The sequence below is a fragment of the Agathobaculum sp. LCP25S3_E8 genome (assembly GCF_052117165.1).
In the GTDB taxonomy this organism is placed as follows: Bacteria; Bacillota; Clostridia; order Oscillospirales; family Butyricicoccaceae; genus Agathobaculum.
Genome location: NZ_JBQKJR010000008.1, coordinates 68,108 through 88,667 on the forward strand (window position 1 = coordinate 68,108; position 20,560 = coordinate 88,667).

Consider the following 20,560-nt stretch of genomic DNA (forward strand, 5'->3'; position numbering starts at 1 on the left):
CTCGTTAATTGATTTATAATATTATATCAAAAAAGTAGTTAAAGCACAAGACATTCCAACTGCTGCACGCACACAACATTTTTTCCTTTCAAAAAGACATTATTGAAATTTTTGCACATAAATTGCGCAGCATTTTCCTCGAAGAACAGCAATTTCATCTCATATTGCGGGTTTTTGCGCACAAAATACTATCAGCAAAACCCCAAAAACAAAAATCAAACAAAAGGAGAGAAAAAAACATGACTAACACGAAGAATGGTTCTAATCAGGGTATGGTTCCGGAAGCACGCGCCGCAATGGATCGCTTTAAGATGGAGGCGGCAGCCGACCTTGCTGTCTCTTCTCCATCTTAAACTCTCTAACCACACTACATACCGGCTCACACCCCCAATCGGTCGCTTCCCACGAAACGGGAGGCGGCCGTTTTCTGTTACCATATCGTTTTAACAGCCTATCTTTCTGTGTTCTCCAGCGAAACTCTTTCCGCCCCGCATCTCATCCGCATCCTTGCCGCTGTCATTCCCAATGTGCACACTCGTCTCTCCCTCTGATCCGCTCCTCAACTTTTTCATTTTGCTTGACCCGAACATTCTATACCCCCCGTTTTGTGATTTTACACAGAAACGCAGTACATTTTTCCATCATTTTGTAATATGTGACACTTTGGCATTATCCGCCTTTTTATCAAATCATTGCCATTTCTCCCATCGAACAGATTCTCTACCGTCCCATCCGATATCATTTCGCCAGGCCCGTTTGTGTACTATGCAGAATTTGTTTTGCGAAATGGGGAGAAATTTGGTATAATACTGCACAACAGAATCCTTGGTTAGGAAAGGATGGGTGCCATTATGGCTAAATCACTATACTCTGTGATTGTCGCGGACGATGAGGATGAATTAAGGGAAGCAGTATGTACCATGATTCCCTGGGAGGACTACGGTTTCCGTCTGGTAGGCAGTGCCAGCAATGGGCTGGATGCTCTGCAGATGGTGGAGGAATGCGAGCCTGACCTGCTGCTCACCGATATCCGCATGCCCTTCATTTCGGGCATCGAGCTTGCCCGACAGGTACGCGAAATTCGACCTGCCACCAATATCGCTTTTCTCAGCGGCTATGATGATTTCGAATACGCCAAACAGGCGATCCAGTATAACATCATCAGCTATATGCTCAAGCCTTTGACCATGGAAGGGTTGAGTAAGGAGCTGCAAAATATCAGGCAGAAGATTGACACCCAGTTTGCCATGTTCCGGCAGGCCTCCCCCAATCCCGGCGGGCTGGACCTGCAGACTGCAATGCTGATGCCTCTGGTACTGGATGACTACGCCGAGCCGGATGGTGAGCCGCGGGCCAAGGCTTATGCACGGCAGTGCGGCCTGCTGCGGGATATGGAAGACCGTCCCCACTATATTGTGATGGTATCCACCCTGCTGGAAACAGACGGAGGCAACTGCACGCCTCCCTCTTTTGTCGCGTCGGTCAATCGACTGGCAACAAAATATCTGCGCGGCGCCCATTTTTTTGCTTCCGGCAAAGTGATTTCCGTGCTGCTGGGTAATCCATCTGATTTTGACAAATACCTTCACATCCTGGCGGATGAAATTCCCCAAATGGCTGATCGTGTGCTGGGCAAATGCTGCCGTATCGGCATCAGCCGCACGACACGGAATTTGACCGCCCTCCACGATGCGTATCGAGAGGCAATGGAGGCTCTTCGTCAGGGCGACCGCATGGAAAGCGGCGCACAATTCATCAGCGACTTATCTCCGTCCGTCAAAGGGGGCGAGTTGCTGTGCAAGCGGGCCATGGAGTCACTCAACCAGCACTACATGGATGCCGACCTTTCTTTGGTATCGCTCAGCGGGATGCTGACCGTCAGCCCCAATCATCTTTCCACTTGTATCAAAAAATACACCGGCGAAACCTTCATCAACATTCTCATCCGCAAGCGGATGGAAGCCGCCCGTGAGCTGCTGATATCCTCCCCACTCAAGATTCAGCAAATTGCCCAGCGGTGCGGTTATACCGACCAGCACTACTTCAGCTACTGCTTTAAAAAATACTGCGGTGAATCCCCCAGCACGATGCGCCGCAGGCTGGATCGGGAAAAGGCAGGTGAGTGATTGTGAAGGATGGCGTTTCCCGCACGGGGCTGCGCATTACCACCATTCTGGTTTCCATGGTACTGGGTGTGGTGGCGGTCATCCTGTGCAGCAGCATTCTTCTTTTTCTCAACCGCTACCGCAGCGCCATGGTGCAGAGCGCCCTTACCAGCAGCGACCAAGCGGTTTCTCAGGTTTCCAACACGGTCGGCAACTATCTGCAAAGCATGGAGCAGGCCATGTCTCTGGTGGAATGGTCCCTTCTGGAAAGCGCCGACAATCGAAACCAGCTCCTAGATGCCTTTCTGACCTTTCGCCCGGATGTGGTTGCCGTAACAAGCTACTCGCCTTCCGGTAAGATGTTGGACTGCTGGTGCCTTGATCGAGAACCCCGGGAGGTCATTTATCAAAATCTTTCCTTCAATCTGGACCGGGCGCGCGCCTCAGGCGGCGCCTATATGACCGCTCCCCATGTGGAGAGTATCTTCGAAGGCTATTACCCCTGGGTGGTGACCATGACCGTGCCGCTGGAGTCAGGCAACCAGACAGCCTGGGTATCGCTTGACCTGAGTTTTTCCAGCATCTCTACCTACATCAATAACGTCAGCATCGGCCAGCGCGGCTACTGCTTTCTCATGGACAAAGAGGGTAACATTGTTTATCATCCCCAGCAGCAGCTGCTGTACGCGGGTCTGAAATCAGAGGACACCACCTCTCTGGCTTCTTTAGCAGACGGCGCCTATGTCAATGACACCGTGATTTATTCCGTCACCAGCGTGGCAGACAGCGACTGGCGTATCGTGGGCGTCAGCTATGTGGATGAAATGGTTAACCGCAGCTTCCGGGAAATGATTCGCCTCTCCCTTGCACTGGGAGTGGTGATGCTCGCGGCAGCGGTGTTGACAAGTTTTCTGCTCTCCCGACTGCTGGCCCGCCCGCTCCGCGGTCTGGCCGACGCCATGGAAAGTTTTGAAACCGATGCCGACCACTTCACCTATCTGCCTGTAGGCGGCACCCGTGAGGTGCAGGAGCTTTCCGGCTCCTTCGAGCATATGGTGCTGCGCATCCAGCGTCTCATGACCACGGTACGAGAGGAGGAAATCAACCTTCGCAAAACCGAGCTGAAAGCGCTTCAGGCGCAAATCAATCCTCACTTTTTGTACAACACGCTGGATTCCATCGCCTGGATGTGTGAGCAGGGCCGCAATGACGATGCGGTAAAAATGATTCACGCACTGGCCAGGCTGTTCCGCATCAGCATCAGTAAGGGACATGAGCTTATCCCCATCGCCAAGGAAATCGAGCATGCGGAAAGCTATCTGCAAATTCAGAAATACCGCTATAAAAACCAGTTTACCTATGAGTTCGATGTCGACCCTGCGTGCCTGAACTATTACTGCAACAAGATAACCCTGCAGCCCATTATCGAAAACGCCATCAACCATGGTCTTGACCTGCTGGTGGATGAAGGCCGCATTACCGTGCAGGTGCGGCAGGACGGAGAGGACATTGTATTCGACGTCCGGGACAACGGCGTAGGCATGAGTGACGAGCTGATTCAGTCCATTTTACAGCGTGGACCGGAGGACCGCACCGGCATCGGTATCCGAAATGTCAACGACCGGCTGCAAATCTATTTTGGCAAGCAGTACGGCCTGCACATCAGCAGCGAGCCGGACGTAGGGACCTGTGTGGAAATTCGCATGCCTAAAATACAGGAGGGAGATTATGAGACGAAATAGATGGGGCTCTGTATGGGCAGTTATGCTTTGTGTACTGCTGTGCGGCTGCTCCACCGGCACCGACTACTCCCGACAGCATACGGTAGCGCTGGTGGCCAAGTCCACACAAACAGAGTTCTGGCTGTCTGTTTTTGCCGGGGCGGAGGCTGCCGCCACAGAATACAATCTCAAGCTCACCATCATTGGCCCAAATACCGAAGAGGATTTCGAAGCACAGAATCAAATGGTGGCAGATGCGGTAAATGAAGGAGCCGAAGCCATTGTATTTTCTGCCATCGACTACGAAAACAACGCCGCAGCGATTGATGCCGCCGCCCAAAACGGCGTCAAAATCGTAGCCATCGACAGCAATGTGGATTCCGAAGCAGTGAGCACCTATATCGGCACGGATAACTACGCCGCCGGACAGATGGCAGCGCAGGCAGCCCTTGAACGGGTAAAAACCCCGCTAAGGGTCGGCATTGTGAATTATGACATCAGCAGCGCCAACGGTCAGGAGCGGGAACAAGGTGCGGCAGATGCTTTTGCCGCCAGCGACCGGGCCGAAGTTGTCAGCGTCATCAACACACTGGCGGAGGCGAGCCACGCCAAAATGGACACCATCTCTCTTTTGACAACCCACCCGGAAATCAATGTGCTGCTGGCCTTTAATGAGCCTACCAGCGTGGGCGCAGCACAGGCAGTAGAACAGATGGGGCTGTCCGAAACGGTTTTTCTGGTGGGCTTCGACTCCAACGTAGCCACCGTGGACGGCCTGCAGGAAGGCTCGGTCGATGCCCTTATTGTGCAGAATCCTTATGCCATGGGCTATCTGGGCGTGGAAAGCGCTTATAAGCTGCTCGCCGGGCAAGCCGGCGGGATGGAACGCATCGTGGACACCTCAACTCAGATTGTGGATCGGAACAACCTTTTTGATGTAGACAGTCAAAAGGCTCTGTTCGCATTCGACAGACGCTGAATTGTTAAATATGCACAATTTAAAGATTTAAAAATTTCATTTTATAATAAATTTCAATGAAATTTACCCCTTTTTCGGTGATTTTTTACCTTGTTTTTCCGTATTGTTTCCCATACAATGAAAACAAGCAGGAAGGAACTTCTAAAGAATGCCCCTTCCAACTAAAAGGAGAAAAGGAGAATCATTATGAAGAAAAAGGTACTCGCGCTTACCCTGGCTGCTGCGATGATGGCCAGCATGGCGGCTTGCTCTTCGGGCGGCAACACTTCGGATACTACGCAGAACAACAGCGGTACGGAAGCAGCAGAAGTTGCCAACAAGGATAAGCCCTTAGTATGGTTCAACCGTCAGCCCTCCAATAGCTCGACCGGCGAGTTGGATATGACCGCTCTGAACTTTAACGAAAACACTTACTACGTAGGCTTTGACGCTAATCAGGGCGCTGAGCTTCAGGGCACCATGATTCTGGACTACGTAAAGGCTAACATTGACACCATCGACCGCAACGGCGACGGCATCATCGGCTATGTACTCGCTATCGGCGACATCGGTCATAACGACTCCATCGCCCGTACCCGCGGTGTCCGTGCAGCTCTCGGTACTGCCGTTGAAACCAACGGCGCTATCAACAGCGATCCCGTAGGCAGCAACGCCGACGGCTCCGCTACCGCTGTTAAGGACGGCTCTCTGGAAGTCAACGGTAAGACCTACATCGTCCGTGAGCTGGCTTCTCAGGAAATGAAGAACTCCGCCGGTGCAACTTGGGATGCTGCTACCGCCGGCAACGCGATCGGCACCTGGGCTTCCTCCTTCGGCGACCAGATCGACATCGTAGCTTCTAACAACGACGGCATGGGCATGTCCATGTTCAACGCTTGGTCCAAGACCAACAAGGTTCCGACCTTCGGTTATGACGCCAACGCTGACGCAGTAGCTGCTATCGCAGAAGGCTACGGCGGCACCATCAGCCAGCACGCTGACGTTCAGGCTTACCTGACCCTACGCGTACTGCGCAACGCACTGGACGGCGTGGATATCGACACCGGTATCGGCACCGAGGATGACGCCGGCAACGTACTGAGCGACGACGTTTACTACTACGACGAGTCCGCTCGCTCCTACTACGCTCTGAACGTAGCAGTTACCAAGGATAACTACAACGACTTCACCGACTCCACCAAGGTTTACGCGCCGGTCAGCAATCAGCTGGATGCATCCGCTCATCCGGAAAAGAGCGTATGGCTGAACATTTACAACGCTGCTGATAACTTCCTCAGCGCTACTTACCAGCCGCTGCTGCAGAACTATGACGATCTGCTCAACCTGAAGGTAGAGTACATCGGCGGCGACGGCCAGACCGAGGCTAACATCACCAACCGTCTGAGCAATCCGAGCGCGTACGACGCCTTCGCCATCAACATGGTTAAGACCGACAACGCAGCTTCCTACACTGCTCTGCTGAATCAGTAATTCGAATTCGAACACTTTTTCAAGCGAAACAATAGGTAACAAGCCAATGTGATTGGGGAGAAGGAATTCTCCGTCTTAGGAGAAGCCATTCTCCATACGGAAGAATCCCTTCTCCCCAATCCTGTTTTTCCAAGGAAATCAGGGCGGAGCGCTTGTGTCCGCCCAATCTGGCAATATTGCATAAACGGGAGTAACGAGAATGACAGATGCAAAAAACGATATTGTCCTGTCAATCCGCGGCATGAGTAAATCCTTTGGCCGTAACCGAGTGCTCGATCACATCAATCTGGATGTCAAGCGCGGAACGGTCATGGGACTGATGGGCGAAAACGGCGCCGGCAAGTCCACAATGATGAAGTGCCTGTTCGGCACATATCAGAAGGACGAAGGAAAGATCTTTTTGAATGGTAAAGAGATCAGCTTCTCCGGCCCTAAGGATGCTCTGGAGAACGGAATCGCCATGGTGCACCAGGAACTTAACCAATGTCTGGAACGCAATGTGATAGACAACCTGTTTCTTGGCCGCTATCCCACCAATTCCGTGGGCATGGTCGACGAAGGCAGGATGAAAAAGAAAGCTTCGGAACTGTTCCGCAAGCTGGGTATGACGGTCAACCTGACCCAACCCATGCGAAACATGTCCGTTTCCCAACGACAGATGTGTGAAATCGCCAAAGCAATTTCCTACAACTCTCAGGTAATTGTTCTGGATGAACCCACCTCCTCCCTTACCGTGCAGGAGGTCGATAAACTCTTTGAAATGATGCGGATGCTGAAGGAGCAGGGCATTGCTCTCATCTACATCTCGCATAAAATGGATGAAATCTTTGAAATCTGTGACGAGGTTTCCGTACTCCGCGACGGCAATCTGGTCATGACCAAACCCTCGCAGGACACCAACATGAACGAGCTTATCACCGCCATGGTAGGCCGCTCCCTGGAGAGTCGCTTCCCCCCGGTCAACAACACACCGGGAGACACGATTTTGTCGGTGCAGCACCTTTCCACCAAGTACGCCCCCTATCTTCAGGACATCTCTTTTGATGTAAAGGAAGGCGAAATTTTCGGCTTGTACGGTCTGGTGGGTGCCGGACGCACCGAGCTGCTGGAAACGATTTTCGGTGTTCGAACACGTGCTGCCGGCCGTGTTTATTTCAAGAACCGTCTGATGAATTTTAGCAGTGCCAGAGAGGCAATTGAGCACGGCTTCGCCATGATCACCGAGGAACGCAAGGCCAACGGACTGTTCCTCAAATGTGACCTCACTTTTAACACGACCATTGCGAATCTGAATCAGTACAAGAGCGGTTTTGCCTTGTCTGATGCACAGATGGTAAAAGCGACCAACAAGGAAATCAAGATCATGCACACCAAGTGCATGGGCCCCGACGATATGATTTCCAGCCTGTCCGGCGGCAACCAGCAAAAGGTTATCTTCGGCAAGTGGCTGGAACGGGAACCTCAGGTCTTTATGATGGACGAACCCACTCGAGGCATCGACGTGGGCGCCAAATACGAGATTTACGAGCTGATCATTAATATGGCCAAGCGCGGCAAGACCATCATCGTCGTCTCTTCCGAAATGCCAGAGATACTCGGCATCACCAACCGTATCGGCGTTATGTCCAACGGACATCTCTCCGGCATTGTCAACACCAAAGAGACCGATCAGGAAGAGCTTTTGCGGCTTAGCGCAAAATACCTGTAGTAGGAGAAATCGCTTATGGCATCAACAAGTACAAAAATTCTTACGGCTGAGCAGGAAGCGCAGCTTCGCCAGCCCATCGACGAATATGTCGGCAAAATTCAAGATCAGATTAATGACCTGCGCGAGGACGGCACCGATAAGGTGATCGAAATCCAAAGCGCCATCGACAGCCTGAAGCGGGATAAAATCTACACCGCTCAAGAGAAAGAAGCCCGCATTCGGGAACTTCAGACGGAACTGGAGAAAGCCAAGGCGGTCGAGAATCGAAATAAAGATACAATCGCCAAACTGATTAGCGACGCGGAGAATTACTTAAAAGCCCATTTCAATACGGACTACTATCAGGCGGTCATTGCAAGCTGCAAGGACGAAAAGGTGCTTGTCGAGGAAAAATACCGCGCAACGGTCGCCAAACTAAATCAAGAGCATCAGAGCACGATTTCCAAGCTCAGCGATGCGCATGAAATCAAGGATGAAAAGTACGTCCACAAAAACCGGCTCTTTGACGCCAAAATGCAGCGGGCTAAGAATCTGCAGGAGGTGAAGGACCGGCAGCACGCCGCCTTTGAACACAAGTTCCACCTCATCGACTTGCTGCGCATGTCCAGATTCTCGTTTGGTGAATCCATGGCGCAGCGGTGGGAGAACTACAAGTACACATTCAACCGCCGTGATTTCCTGCTGAAAAATGGTCTGTATATCGCCATTATCATTATCTTCATCGCTCTGTGTATCATTACCCCGCTGGTGAAGAACGTACAGCTGCTGACGGTAAACAACGTGCTGAACATTCTCCAGCAGGCTTCGCCCAGAATGTTCCTGGCGCTCGGCGTTGCGGGCTTGATTCTGTTGGCCGGCACCGACCTGTCCATCGGCCGTATGGTTGGCATGGGCATGACGGCGGCAACTATCGTCATGCATCAGGGCATCAACACCGGCTCCGTGTTCGGTCATATCTTTGACTTTACCAGCCTGCCGGTCATTGCCCGTGTTCTTCTGGCGCTGGTTGTGTGCATCGTGCTTTGCACCGTGTTCACCACAATCGCCGGTTTCTTTACGGCGAAGTTCAAAATGCATCCCTTCATTTCCACCATGGCGAACATGCTGGTTATCTTCGGCCTGGTCACCTATTCCACCAAGGGTGTGTCTTTCGGTGCAATTGACCCGAACATCCCCAACATGATTATCCCCCGCATCAACAATTTCCCCACCATCATTCTGTGGGCGGTTGCAGCGGTAGTCATTGTGTGGTTCATCTGGAACAAGACCACTTTCGGCAAAAACCTGTACGCAGTAGGCGGCAACCCGGAATCCGCTGCTGTGTCCGGTATCTCCGTATTCTGGGTCACGGTTGGCGCATTCGTCATGGCTGGTATCCTGTATGGCTTCGGCGCTTGGCTGGAATGCATCCGTATGGTTGGCTCAGGTTCTGCAGCTTACGGTCAAGGCTGGGAAATGGACGCCATCGCAGCCTGCGTAGTAGGCGGTATCTCGTTTACCGGCGGTATCGGTAAGATCTCCGGTGTCGTTGTGGGCGTATTCATCTTCACCGCCCTGACCTACTCCCTCACCACGCTGGGTATTGACACCAACCTGCAGTTCGTATTCTCCGGCATCATCATTCTGGTAGCCGTTATGCTCGACTGCTTGAAGTACGTGCAGAAGAAGTAAGAAAACCATTTATTAAAAACGAAAAGCCGCTGCAAGGCAACTATAAAGGTCCCGCCTGCTTGCAGCGGCTTTCTATTACACTTACTAAAAAAAGATGTATACTGTGTTTGAAAGCAGCGCCTCGGTCTGCCGGGGCCAAAAGGAGTGAATACAACCATGCAAAAATTGGGCGATGTACGACGCGCACTGGATGCCGGAGAACTGAATGATCCGCTATCCCATCTGCTGTATGATGATCTGGCAGCCGCCCGCCAGCGGATCGCAAAAGTGCTGGATGAATTTCAGAAAACCTTTGCTGTCGGAGACGACGCACCTGTAGCTCTGTGCTCTGCCCCCGGTCGCACAGAAATTGGCGGCAACCACACCGACCATCAGCACGGTCGTGTCCTGGCCGGTGCGGTCGATTTGGACTTTTTGGCCTGTGCCAGCCCAAACGGCACCAATACCATCCGTTTTCAGTCTGAAGGCTGGCCGATGGTAGAGGTGGCGCTGGACACGCTGGACCCCAAGGAAGAAGAAAAAGAAAGCACCGCCGCATTGGTGCGCGGTATGGCGGCTCAGGCCGCACAGAAAGGCTATACCGTAGCCGGTTTTGATGTATATGCCACATCCAATGTGCTGCCCGGCTCCGGCTTGTCCTCCTCTGCGGCGTGCGAGGTACTGTTGGGCGTCATTGAGAATCATCTGTTCTGCGGAGGCGAACTCGACCCGGTAACAATTGCCCAGATGGGCCAGAAGGCAGAAAATGTGTATTTCGGCAAGCCTTGCGGACTGATGGATCAGACGGCTTCCTCAGTTGGAGGTGCTGTAACCATCGACTTTGCTAATCCTGCTGCCCCGATTGTTCGGGCGCTAAAGGTGGATCTGGACAGCTTGGGTTATGCCCTGTGCATCATCGACTGCGGTGCAGACCACGCCGATCTGACAGACGAATACGCTGCAGTCCCCAGAGAGATGAAAACCGTAGCTGCCTTTTTCGGCAAAGAGGTGCTGCGCGAGGTGGAGGAAACCGACGTGCTCGGCAATCTGCCCGCGCTGCGCAAAGCGGTGGGAGACCGCGCGGTGCTTCGCGCACTGCATTTCCTGGCCGATAATGAGCGGGTAGCCAAGCAGGCCGACGCGCTGGCCAACGGCGATATGGATACCTTCCTTGCACTGGTCAATGAGTCCGGTCATTCCTCCTGGGAACAGCTGCAGGATATTACCCCTGCCGGCGCCGTACAGGAACAGTCCATGGCAGTTGCGCTGACGGTTGCGCAGCGCGCACTGAAGGGCCGCGGCGCCTGCCGCGTGCACGGCGGCGGCTTTGCCGGAACCATTCAGGCTTTTGTCCCGCTGGACATTCTTGATGTATTCCGCAGTGAGATAGAAGGCGCGTTGGGTACCGGCTGCTGTCACGTGCTGCGGATTCGCCCGGTGGGCGGTACAGTTCTCTGGTCTTGAATCATACAACTGCTTTGATGTGAAAGGAGCGCATCTGTAACATGGCGATTTTAGTGCTGGGTGGAGCCGGCTATATTGGCTCCCATACGGTATATGAACTGATTGACGCGGGGCGTGAGGTCGTGGTAGCCGATAATCTGCAAACCGGCTTCCGTGCTGCGGTTCATCCCAAGGCGAAATTCTATGAGCTGGACACTCGAGACAAGAAAGCGCTCGATACTCTGTTTGAGACCGAGCAAATTGACGGCGTTATCCATTTCGCCGCCTCCTCTCAGGTCGGGGAATCCATGTCCGACCCGCTGAAGTATTACGATAACAATCTCCACGGCACCATGGTGCTTCTCCAGTCCATGGTGGCACATGGTATCGACAAAATCGTTTTCTCCTCCACTGCCGCAACCTACGGTGAGCCAGAGCGTGTGCCGATTCTGGAGGATGACCCCACCTGCCCTACCAACTGCTACGGTCAGACCAAGCTGGATATGGAGCACATGATGGGCTGGGTATCTCGGGCGCATGGCCTGAAGTATGTGGCACTGCGTTATTTTAACGCCTGCGGCGCGCACGCCTCCGGTCAGATTGGTGAGGCGCATAATCCGGAAACCCATCTGATTCCGCTTATCCTTCAAGTGCCGTTGGGCCAGCGCGAGATGATCAGCGTGTTCGGAGATGATTACCCGACCAAGGACGGCACCTGTATTCGTGACTACATTCATGTCACCGACCTTGCACAGGCTCACATTCTGGCGCTGGATTACCTGATGAACGGCGGCGCAAACAACGTATTCAATTTGGGCAACGGCGTAGGCTTCACCGTCAAGGAGGTCATCGATGTGGCCCGGGAAGTCACCGGCCATCCGATTCCTGCCAAAATGGCTCCCCGTCGGGCCGGCGACCCGGCCCAGCTCATTGCCTCCTCGGAAAAGGCCGTTAAGGTGCTGGGCTGGAAGCCCGAATACAATGACCTGTCCACCATTGTCGCCTCCGCCTGGACCTGGCACAAGAGCCACCCCCACGGCTATACGGAGGGTTGAGCATGGAACGTGACACAGCCATTACCATGCTGGTGACCTATGCGCTGCGCAAAGGTCTTATCCAGCCCTGTGAGGAAATCTGGGCGACAAACGCTCTGCTGGGTGTGCTCAAACTTGACAGCTATACGCCCCCCGAGACGGAAATGCCGGAGGACATTGACCTTCCTACCGTGCTCGACGCCCTCATGGACGACGCCCATGCACGGGGCGTTTTGGAGGAAAACTCCATCGTATACCGCGATCTGTTTGACACCGCGCTAATGGGCGTGCTCACGCCCCGTCCTGCGCAGGTCATCGATACCTTCCAGTCCCTGCGGCAGGAAAATCCGCAAAAAGCAACCGATTGGTATTATCGCTTTAGTCAGGATACCAACTATATCCGCCGCGACCGCATCGCGAAGGATGTCCAGTGGAAGGCTCCCACCGACTACGGTGAACTGGATATCACCATTAACCTGTCCAAACCGGAAAAGGATCCCAAGGCCATCGCTGCGGCACGCAACATGCCGGCTTCAGCCTATCCCCGCTGTCTGCTGTGCGCGGAAAACGAGGGGTACGCCGGCAGAGTCAACCACCCCGCCCGGCAGAACCATCGTATCGTTCCCATCACCATCAACGACTCACCGTGGTTTTTGCAGTACTCCCCCTATGTGTATTACAACGAGCACTGCATCTGCTTCAATGCGATCCACACCCCGATGAAAATCGACCGGGCGTGCTTTGCCAAGCTGCTGGACTTTGTGGGACAGTTTCCGCATTATTTCGTAGGCTCCAATGCCGACCTGCCTATTGTTGGCGGCTCCATTCTGGCGCATGATCATTTCCAAGGCGGACGGTACACCTTCGCCATGGAGAAAGCACCAATAGAGACCCCCTTTACTTTCCCTGGCTATGAGGACGTGCAGGCGGGTATCGTCAAATGGCCGATGTCGGTCATCCGTATCACCGCCTCCGATCCCCAGAGACTGATTGATCTGGCCGACCGCATCCTGACGCTGTGGCGCGGCTATACTGACGAGAGCGTGGTCATCTATGCGGAAACAGACGGCGAACCGCACAACACCATCACCCCCATTGCCCGCCGTCGCGGCAGCGACTACGAGCTGGATCTGGTGCTGCGCAACAACCTCACCACCCCGGAGCATCCCTTGGGGCTGTATCATCCACACGCAGAACTCCATCACATCAAGAAAGAGAATATCGGCCTCATCGAAGTAATGGGGCTGGCTGTCCTCCCGGCCCGTCTCAAGACTGAGCTGGCCGCTGTGGCACAAAAGCTGGTCTCCGGTGATGACTTAGAGGCCGACCCCCTCACCGCTTCCCACGCCAGCTGGGCCATGGGCTTCCGGGACAAATATCAGCTCACCGCAGACAATGCGCTGGACGCGGTATATAAAGAAACTGGCTTAGTCTTTGCCAAGGTGTTGGAGCATGCCGGCGTATATGCCCGCACGACCGAAGGCAAGGAAGCCTTCCTCCGATTCTTAAGGCAGGTGTAAGATATGACAGAATTCATGCGACAGCCCTTCGGCGTAACCGCTGAGGGGCAGCCAGTGGAACAATGGACACTGCGCGCGGGCCATTATGTCGCTCAGGTGCTTACCTACGGCGGCGTCCTTCGCTCCTTTACCGTCCCTTCCCCCGACGGAAGCCGTGACATTGTGCTGGGATATAACAGCTTGGCCGAGTATGAGGCGCAGGACAAATATTTGGGAGCATTAGTCGGACGCGTGGCCAATCGTATCGGCGGTGCATCCTTCGATCTGAACGGCATCCACTATCCCTTGGCTGCGAACAACGGCCCCAATTGCCTCCATGGAGGCATGCGTGGTTTTGACCGGGCGGTGTGGAAGGCGGAGGTCGACAACGGAACTCTGGTTCTCACTCATGTCAGCCCGGCGGGAGAAGAGGGTTTTCCGGGTACACTCAAAGTAAAGGTGACCTATTCCCTTACCGCTGACGGCGCGCTCTCGCTGGATTATCAAGCAAAAAGCGATGCCGATACTCTGTGCAACCTCACCAACCACAGCTATTTCAATCTTCTGGGACACGACTACGGTTCTCTGGAAGGGCAGCAGGTAGAAATCCGGGCAGATGCTATCACCGAAACCGATGCCGACAGCACGCCCACCGGTGTCTTGCTGCCGGTGGAATCAACCCCCTTCGATTTACGTTCTCCGCGAGACTTTCTACAGGGACTGGCGATGGAGCATCCTCAGCTGACGCTGGGCAACGGATACGACCACAATTTTGTGCTGCGCACCGAACCGGTCTCCCCTCTGGAACCAGTTGCTCGTGTGACCGGCGGCGGTCTGTGTCTGGAGTGTTGCACCACCCAGCCCGGTTTGCAGCTCTACACAGCCAACTATCTGGACGGCAGCCCCGGTAAGGAAGGCGCCAGCTACGGACCGCGGTCGGCATTCTGTCTGGAAACGCAGGCTTGGCCGGATGCCATTCACCATCTGAATTTTCCCTCTGTTGTGCTTCCGGCAGGAGAAACATATCACCATACCACCACTTACCGCGTAACCATGACTTGATTGCATCAGAAGAATCACATAACAACAAACCGGGATACCGCAACATATGTTGCGGTATCCCGGTTGTTTTTTTATGCTCCGCACGGTGTATCGCTCGGTTGGGAAAGGAATAAAAGTGTGTTTTATGACGCAAATTACCACAAAAAGGAGGTGCTTTTATGAACACTGCAACGCATACGGCCTACAAATCTCCCCCACGAACAGTGCGGGGAACACAGACCTGCATCGGCGCAGGCACATTTATCGTCAGCCGACAGTATATCGGCAACGTCCCGGCCTGTGACCTGCTCCGGCAGCGCATGCAGCAAGCCGCACACACAACATCATCCATTGACGAGGGAATCGGCACTGCGGTATAATCGACTGGTGAGCCGGTTCTGAAAGGAGCATATCACATGAGAACCGGTAATTTGAAACTTGTTTTTGCCTATCTTCGTCTTTCCAATGAGGAAGCGCGAAGCGGCGAATCCTCCAGCATTGCAAACCAGCGGCAGATGATTCAGGACTATTGCCATCGTCATGGTATCACACTTGTGCGGGAATTTGTGGATGACGGCTATTCCGGCGGCAATTTTGACCGTCCAGCATTTCAGGACATGCTGCGGCAGCTGCATGACGGCAAGGCCAACATGGTCATCACCAAGGACCTGTCCCGTCTGGGGCGCGACATGCGCGAATCCAGCTACTATGCCGAGCAATTCTTCCCGGAGAACGGCATCCGCTATCTGACCATCGCAGACAACTTCGACACCGCCCATGAAAATGTCATGGCACCGTTCCAATTCGCTATGAACGAAGTCTATTTGCGGGACGGCTCACGCAAGGTCAAGGATGTGCTGCGCAGCAAGCGGGAAAACGGACAGTACTGCGCCTGCCCCCCCTACGGCTACCGCAAAGACCCAATGGATAAAAACCGTCTTACTCCCGACGAGCAGACTGCCTCCATCGTTCAGCGCATTTTCGAGCGAGCGGCCGCCGGAGATTCCTCACGCAAAATCGCCCTCGACCTAAACGCGGATGGTGTCATCCCACCGCTCAAATACCGTGTACTATTCCGCGATGACTTCAGTCCGGAGGGCGCAGCACGCGCCTCCGATCTGTGGAACTACACCACGGTCAAGCGTATTCTGAAAAACCCGGTGTACCTTGGGCATACCATGCTCGGCAAAAGCCGCAAGATCAGTGTCAAATCCAAAAAGAAGGTCGCAGTTCCCCAAAGCGAATGGGCAATCACACACAACACACATCCTCCCCTGATTGCTTCACTTCTTTACGATCAGGCGCAGCGCAATCTGGGCCGAGGACGGCGTACCGCTTTGTCTCAGAATGCAATCCGAAAAAGCATCTTTTCAGGCATTGTATTCTGTGCACGGTGCGGTCATTCCCTCTGCTCCTGCGGTACGGTGTACAAGGGCGAACGGGAAAAATACTGGTATCTGTCCTGCACCCATCAGCGCGGTGACATTGCCAACCGCTGCGATGGCGTGCGCATCAAGTATGTCGACTTAATTGAAGTCATCCGACAGGATTTAAACGCCTTGCTCGCACTGACTGATGCGCAGGCCGAGGCACTCGCCCGTGCGGCAGTAAAAAAAGAGCATGACACCGGCGAACGCGCAGCACGGCAAGCCCGCTTGCAACAGGCACAGGCTCGCCTGCTGACGATCGACAAAATTGTCACCAAGCTGTATACGGACAACGCCGAAGGTCGTTTAGATGACGACCGACTGACCCGCATGGTCCAAGCGCTCGAACAGGAATCCGCCTCACATCAGGCCGTTATCGCAGAGCTGTCGCAGGCACTTCCAGAGCAGGAGGACACCGAAGAACGCTATCAACGTTTCTTTTTGCTTGCCAAACAGTGCAGCCACATTGACGAACTTGACCGCGAAACGCTGCTCACCTTTATCGATCGTATTGAAGTTGGACCCAAGCAATTCGAAAACGGACTGCGTAAAGCAACCCACCGCAACACGCCCTACCGTCAAGACATCCGCATCTTCTATCGTTTTATCGGTGAAATCAACATGGAAAACGAGCCGAAGTTGGAACAACCCTGCAACTTCTGAATCGTCTTTCCCATTCAACATTTTAGATGGTGCAGATACACCAAGGGAGGTCGGCGTCAACCTGAAGCAGGGCTATAATGGCGATCTGACTTCCCGTCAGGCTGGCTCTATCGGCGGTCAGATGGTCAACATCATGACACCCGTACGAACTGCGAATTATGAGCGGGCAGATCGTACCGCATTGGGACACGTTCAACGGATTTCGTATACCGCTACTGTTACCGCATAAATATAACACAAGAGGCCGAGGAACTTATCCTCGGCCTTTTGCTTATTTTGTTAAATAACACATCAAACTAAAATTTGCGATGTTTCAACACCTTATAAGGCGAAAATATGGTGCAGCAAGACTATAAACTGCTATAATAATAAATATACTTATGGAACAAGGAAAATGATATTATGAGATTTTTAATTTCAGAAATTTTTCGAGTTTATAAAAAAGCTCCACTACAAATTTCCGTAGTCTGGTTTATGGATTTGATAGAGTCTCTTATAATAGTGATAAATCCATATATAATCGGAAGATGTATTGATGATCTACTGCAACATAAATATACTTGGCTAGGAATATGGATTGGACTACAAATAATTTTTGGTATTTCAACTACTGCTAACAAGTGCCTAGATACCCGAATATATAGTCGAATTGTATCGGAGGAAAGCAACTCATACTATGCGTATATTTGCAAAACTGAAGCGGATAATTCTTTAATTAATGCACGTTTAAGTTTAGTTGATGATATTCCCAACTTTTTAGAAGCAAATGTCTTTCAAATTTTTTCTACAGTCCTTGGAATAATGGTTTCGCTGTTTTTTCTCTATCATGAATCTAGAATATTTGTATTTGTATTAGCAATCATTTTCTCATTAATTATTCCCATTAGTACATATCCATATCAATCAAAAATAACTTGCAACTATGAAAAGGCTAAAAGCATCGAGGAAAAACGTATTAGCATCATTTCTAGTAGAAATCCGAAAGTATATAAAAATTTTATCCAACGAATTTTAAATATAGAAATACATAATTCCGATTCAGAATCTGTCATATTTATTATCACTCACCTTTTACAGACAATACTGTTAATAGTTGCAGTATTGTCTATAGTTACTACTACAAATTTCACTAGCGGCTTATTGGTTTCAACAATTACATATGTGGACATGTTAAATGCCTATGTTAGCGACGTGAGTGAAAATATAATTACACTGAAAAACTTAAAAGAGACAGTTCACAGGCTAAAAGACTTATCTCACTAACTAGATATACAAAAATCAATATACTATATTATAAAGTAGGTATTCTGCTCCTAATCTGAGACTTAGATACTCATTTTTCCTGTTTCAGAATAATTTCAATCAAGGCACTTAACATTTTTTGAATCTGAGGTCGATATTCCGGCTTAATTCTCCCCAGTTGTAAGGCAATTTTAGCGCTATAATCAGTTTGTCCTTGATTCCCAAAAAACAGAGTATCTGAAGTGATCCCAAACAATGTGCATAACGTATCAATCATCTCCAAAGAAGCCCCAGATACTCCTCTTTCAATCGCGCTTAAATGATTAGGCGTAATACCGAGAATCTCTGAAAGAGTTTCTTGAGTATATCCTGCTTTTTCTCTTTCAACACGAATATTAGATCCAATGCGAACATTAATCGGTTTTTTTATTTGCACAGAATCACCGCCTTGTCATTAGTTTAACCAATGACACCTCCCCTCTCCACATTATAATATCATTAATAAAAGTAATGATATTTCATTGACTTCAATTTACCAAAATGCTATATTAGATTTAAATCAATAGCCTATTTGGTAAAAGGAGAAAGTGAAATGAAAAGAAGCATACTTAGATTATTTACTTTATTATTCTCTTTTGCGGCAATACTTACTATGAGCACCCCGGCCTTTGCAGCTGACTATACCTACCCTGTTAATGGCGGTGCAGAACTAGTTTTTGATCCCATTACGGGTACCATCAAAGATGTGAAAAATAGCAGCAAACTTGTTGATATAGATATCCCAGAAGAAATATACGATATTCCAGTTACAACTATAGGTAAAAACGCCTTTGCATATTGTCGCAATGTAATCAGAGTCACACTACCTGATACTATTACAAGTATTGAAAAAAATGCATTTTCATACTGCAACAGCCTCACATCTATTTCTATTCCCAGTAGTGTAACATCTATTGGCGAATCAGCGTTCTCCAGCTGTGAAAATCTGGCTTCAATCACAATTCCGGGAAGTGTCCAAAGACTTGAAAAAAGTACATTTGGTAATTGTGAAACATTAAGCGAAGTAACACTTTTAGAAGGAATTCAAGCGATTGATACGAGCGCATTTAGAGATTGCGATCTTTTACAGGAAATCAGATTCCCTAATTCTGTGACCGAAGTTTCGACCACTTACACCAGTGCTTCACTCAAAAGTTTAAAAAAGATTACTTTTGGAACTAATCTCCAAACTATTGGAAATAAGTCCTTTAGACTTGCACATAATTTAGAATCTGTTTACTTTGCAGGCAATGCACCCAAAATTGGCTCCGATATATTCTCCACAAAAGCTAACGTTATAATTTACTATCCTGCTAATTCTTCTGGATGGAGTACTCCCACATGGAACGGATATATATCACAACCATATACTACCGATACTGGCACAACAACTAACCCCAATCCTCCGACCGATCCAGATGAACTTACTCCTGCACCGCCCACTCCTTCTGATCCTGAGATAAACATTTTTTATGATGTATTGGAAAATGCTTACTACTTTGATTCCGTTCAGTGGGCAATAAAAAATGGGATAACATCAGGAACAACAGCTACCACATTTTCGCCTGACCAAACCTGTACAAAAGCTCAAATCATAACTTTCCTATGGCGTGCATATGGCTCACCAGAGCCTACTAACGAATATCGTTTTGCTGATGTTACTTCAAGTGCTTACTATTACAAAGCTGCTCTTTGGGCTCAAGAAAACAACTTGGAAACTGGCAATCACTTTCAAGGCAATACTGCCTGTACCCGTGGTCAAACAGTGACCTATCTATGGAAACTATCGGGTGAACCCAATGATATAAAAACCGATGTTGAATTTACTGATATCCCGCCTCTTTCAGCATTGAACAATGCTGTAGCGTGGGCATATGAAAAAGGTGTTACTGCTGGTACTTCTGAAACCAGTTTTTCACCTAATGAAACTTGCACCAGGGGACAAATTGTAACATTTTTATACCGCGCTATGGCATAATCTAATAACTAAAAAGACTCGACTAAGAAGATTAGTCGAGTCTTTTTAGTTATAACAGCAACAATATCATATCCTAATTATCTTTCTGTTTCTCATGCAAGCGAGAATACATTTGTTCAAGAAACTTGAATTGATTCTTGTTTGATAGAGCTATCTTAAAGTATATCCATACTTGAAAGTCTTCTATTCCCCATTGATCAAGAAATTGAATAATATCTTTGTTTAAATTGCTTCGTCTATAATATTGCCAAAAATAAAAATCATATGTAGTCAACTTATTCAATTTTTTGCATAATAGGTCGTATTCCTTTAGAAATGCATTTATGCTCTCATTTTCATACGTCTTTAAGCGTTTTATGCATATAGGGCGAGCTAAATATATTGTATATACACATCTAATCATCTTATCTACAATAGCAAATGTTTTAAATATGTAATTATATAATCGCAATGGAGTAGTACCCTGTAAGTGCAGTCGCAAATTCCCCAAAAATCTGTTAAACTGAACGAACAGAGACGGAGGGGATCGCAATGAAACGTTACAGCAAAGAATTTAAGGAA

At 50.3% G+C, this 20,560-nt stretch carries 17 protein-coding genes; 16 read left to right on the top strand and 1 reads right to left on the bottom strand.

The window, feature by feature from the left end; genetic code table 11:
* The first annotated feature begins 239 nt into the window (after nt 1-239).
* The 15 genes from ACTQ34_RS05025 to ACTQ34_RS05095 all read left to right on the top strand — a co-directional run bounded on the left by ACTQ34_RS05025 (nt 240) and on the right by ACTQ34_RS05095 (nt 18,003).
* Nucleotides 240-353, top strand: a complete 114-nt coding sequence (locus ACTQ34_RS05025) for a small, acid-soluble spore protein, alpha/beta type (protein WP_302667028.1) — start codon at nt 240-242, stop codon at nt 351-353.
* Between the two features lie 498 nt (nt 354-851).
* Nucleotides 852-2,126, top strand: coding sequence for a response regulator (locus tag ACTQ34_RS05030; RefSeq protein ID WP_441362789.1), 1,275 nt, complete (start codon nt 852-854; stop codon nt 2,124-2,126).
* Nucleotides 2,123-3,847, top strand: coding sequence for a sensor histidine kinase (locus tag ACTQ34_RS05035; protein ID WP_441362790.1), 1,725 nt, complete (start codon nt 2,123-2,125; stop codon nt 3,845-3,847). The genes ACTQ34_RS05030 and ACTQ34_RS05035 overlap by 4 nt, the downstream gene beginning before the upstream one ends.
* Nucleotides 3,834-4,805, top strand: a complete 972-nt coding sequence (locus tag ACTQ34_RS05040; RefSeq protein ID WP_441362791.1) for a substrate-binding domain-containing protein — start codon at nt 3,834-3,836, stop codon at nt 4,803-4,805. Before ACTQ34_RS05035 ends, ACTQ34_RS05040 begins: the two co-directional genes overlap by 14 nt.
* A gap of 186 nt (nt 4,806-4,991) precedes the next feature.
* Nucleotides 4,992-6,275 (top strand): substrate-binding domain-containing protein, encoded by a 1,284-nt coding sequence (locus ACTQ34_RS05045; protein WP_441362792.1) that lies wholly within the window; start codon nt 4,992-4,994, stop codon nt 6,273-6,275.
* Nucleotides 6,276-6,474: 199 nt separating this feature from the next.
* Nucleotides 6,475-7,983 carry a sugar ABC transporter ATP-binding protein gene (locus ACTQ34_RS05050; protein ID WP_441362793.1) on the top strand — a complete coding sequence of 503 codons (1,509 nt, stop codon included), beginning with the start codon at nt 6,475-6,477 and terminating at the stop codon, nt 7,981-7,983.
* A 15-nt stretch (nt 7,984-7,998) separates the two neighbouring features.
* A complete protein-coding gene (locus ACTQ34_RS05055) occupies nt 7,999-9,654 on the top strand; it encodes an ABC transporter permease subunit (protein WP_441362794.1) in 1,656 nt (551 codons plus the stop codon).
* Between the two features lie 156 nt (nt 9,655-9,810).
* A complete protein-coding gene (locus tag ACTQ34_RS05060; protein ID WP_441362795.1) occupies nt 9,811-11,097 on the top strand; it encodes a galactokinase in 1,287 nt (428 codons plus the stop codon).
* 41 nt (nt 11,098-11,138) lie between these two features.
* Nucleotides 11,139-12,131 (top strand): UDP-glucose 4-epimerase GalE, encoded by a 993-nt coding sequence (gene galE / locus ACTQ34_RS05065; RefSeq protein WP_441362796.1) that lies wholly within the window; start codon nt 11,139-11,141, stop codon nt 12,129-12,131.
* Between the two features lie 2 nt (nt 12,132-12,133).
* Nucleotides 12,134-13,630: a UDP-glucose--hexose-1-phosphate uridylyltransferase gene (galT, locus tag ACTQ34_RS05070; RefSeq protein WP_441362797.1), complete on the top strand. Its 1,497-nt coding sequence runs from the start codon at nt 12,134-12,136 to the stop codon at nt 13,628-13,630.
* 3 nt (nt 13,631-13,633) lie between these two features.
* A complete protein-coding gene (locus tag ACTQ34_RS05075) occupies nt 13,634-14,671 on the top strand; it encodes an aldose epimerase family protein (RefSeq protein WP_441362798.1) in 1,038 nt (345 codons plus the stop codon).
* A 158-nt stretch (nt 14,672-14,829) separates the two neighbouring features.
* On the top strand, nt 14,830-15,030 hold the full coding sequence (locus tag ACTQ34_RS05080; protein ID WP_441362799.1) for a hypothetical protein: 201 nt from the start codon (nt 14,830-14,832) through the stop codon (nt 15,028-15,030).
* Nucleotides 15,031-15,066: 36 nt separating this feature from the next.
* Nucleotides 15,067-16,740, top strand: coding sequence for a recombinase family protein (locus tag ACTQ34_RS05085; protein WP_441362800.1), 1,674 nt, complete (start codon nt 15,067-15,069; stop codon nt 16,738-16,740).
* A 19-nt stretch (nt 16,741-16,759) separates the two neighbouring features.
* A complete protein-coding gene (locus ACTQ34_RS05090) occupies nt 16,760-16,969 on the top strand; it encodes an alpha/beta-type small acid-soluble spore protein (RefSeq protein WP_441362807.1) in 210 nt (69 codons plus the stop codon).
* Between the two features lie 173 nt (nt 16,970-17,142).
* The gene (locus ACTQ34_RS05095) at nt 17,143-18,003 is read left to right on the top strand and encodes an ABC transporter six-transmembrane domain-containing protein (RefSeq protein ID WP_441362801.1); all 861 of its coding nucleotides are present in this window, start codon (nt 17,143-17,145) and stop codon (nt 18,001-18,003) included.
* A gap of 70 nt (nt 18,004-18,073) precedes the next feature.
* Here ACTQ34_RS05095 and ACTQ34_RS05100 read toward each other — a convergent pair whose 3' ends face one another.
* Entirely contained in the window at nt 18,074-18,418 is a 345-nt protein-coding gene (locus ACTQ34_RS05100) for a helix-turn-helix domain-containing protein (RefSeq protein ID WP_441362802.1), read from the bottom strand.
* 156 nt (nt 18,419-18,574) lie between these two features.
* Between ACTQ34_RS05100 and ACTQ34_RS05105 the strand changes: the two genes are divergently transcribed.
* Nucleotides 18,575-19,999 carry a leucine-rich repeat protein gene (locus tag ACTQ34_RS05105; protein WP_441362803.1) on the top strand — a complete coding sequence of 475 codons (1,425 nt, stop codon included), beginning with the start codon at nt 18,575-18,577 and terminating at the stop codon, nt 19,997-19,999.
* Nucleotides 20,000-20,560: the final 561 nt, after the last annotated feature.

What these genes read in the sequence shown, in the direction of transcription:
- ACTQ34_RS05025 (WP_302667028.1), top strand. Translation starts at nt 240, where the DNA reads ATGACTAACACGAAGAATGGTTCTAATCAGGGTATGGTTCCGGAAGCA.
- ACTQ34_RS05030 (WP_441362789.1), top strand. Translation starts at nt 852, where the DNA reads ATGGCTAAATCACTATACTCTGTGATTGTCGCGGACGATGAGGATGAA.
- ACTQ34_RS05040 (WP_441362791.1), top strand. Translation starts at nt 3,834, where the DNA reads ATGAGACGAAATAGATGGGGCTCTGTATGGGCAGTTATGCTTTGTGTA.
- ACTQ34_RS05045 (WP_441362792.1), top strand. Translation starts at nt 4,992, where the DNA reads ATGAAGAAAAAGGTACTCGCGCTTACCCTGGCTGCTGCGATGATGGCC.
- ACTQ34_RS05050 (WP_441362793.1), top strand. Translation starts at nt 6,475, where the DNA reads ATGACAGATGCAAAAAACGATATTGTCCTGTCAATCCGCGGCATGAGT.
- ACTQ34_RS05055 (WP_441362794.1), top strand. Translation starts at nt 7,999, where the DNA reads ATGGCATCAACAAGTACAAAAATTCTTACGGCTGAGCAGGAAGCGCAG.
- ACTQ34_RS05060 (WP_441362795.1), top strand. Translation starts at nt 9,811, where the DNA reads ATGCAAAAATTGGGCGATGTACGACGCGCACTGGATGCCGGAGAACTG.
- galE (WP_441362796.1), top strand. Translation starts at nt 11,139, where the DNA reads ATGGCGATTTTAGTGCTGGGTGGAGCCGGCTATATTGGCTCCCATACG.
- galT (WP_441362797.1), top strand. Translation starts at nt 12,134, where the DNA reads ATGGAACGTGACACAGCCATTACCATGCTGGTGACCTATGCGCTGCGC.
- ACTQ34_RS05075 (WP_441362798.1), top strand. Translation starts at nt 13,634, where the DNA reads ATGACAGAATTCATGCGACAGCCCTTCGGCGTAACCGCTGAGGGGCAG.
- ACTQ34_RS05080 (WP_441362799.1), top strand. Translation starts at nt 14,830, where the DNA reads ATGAACACTGCAACGCATACGGCCTACAAATCTCCCCCACGAACAGTG.
- ACTQ34_RS05085 (WP_441362800.1), top strand. Translation starts at nt 15,067, where the DNA reads ATGAGAACCGGTAATTTGAAACTTGTTTTTGCCTATCTTCGTCTTTCC.
- ACTQ34_RS05095 (WP_441362801.1), top strand. Translation starts at nt 17,143, where the DNA reads ATGAGATTTTTAATTTCAGAAATTTTTCGAGTTTATAAAAAAGCTCCA.
- ACTQ34_RS05105 (WP_441362803.1), top strand. Translation starts at nt 18,575, where the DNA reads ATGAAAAGAAGCATACTTAGATTATTTACTTTATTATTCTCTTTTGCG.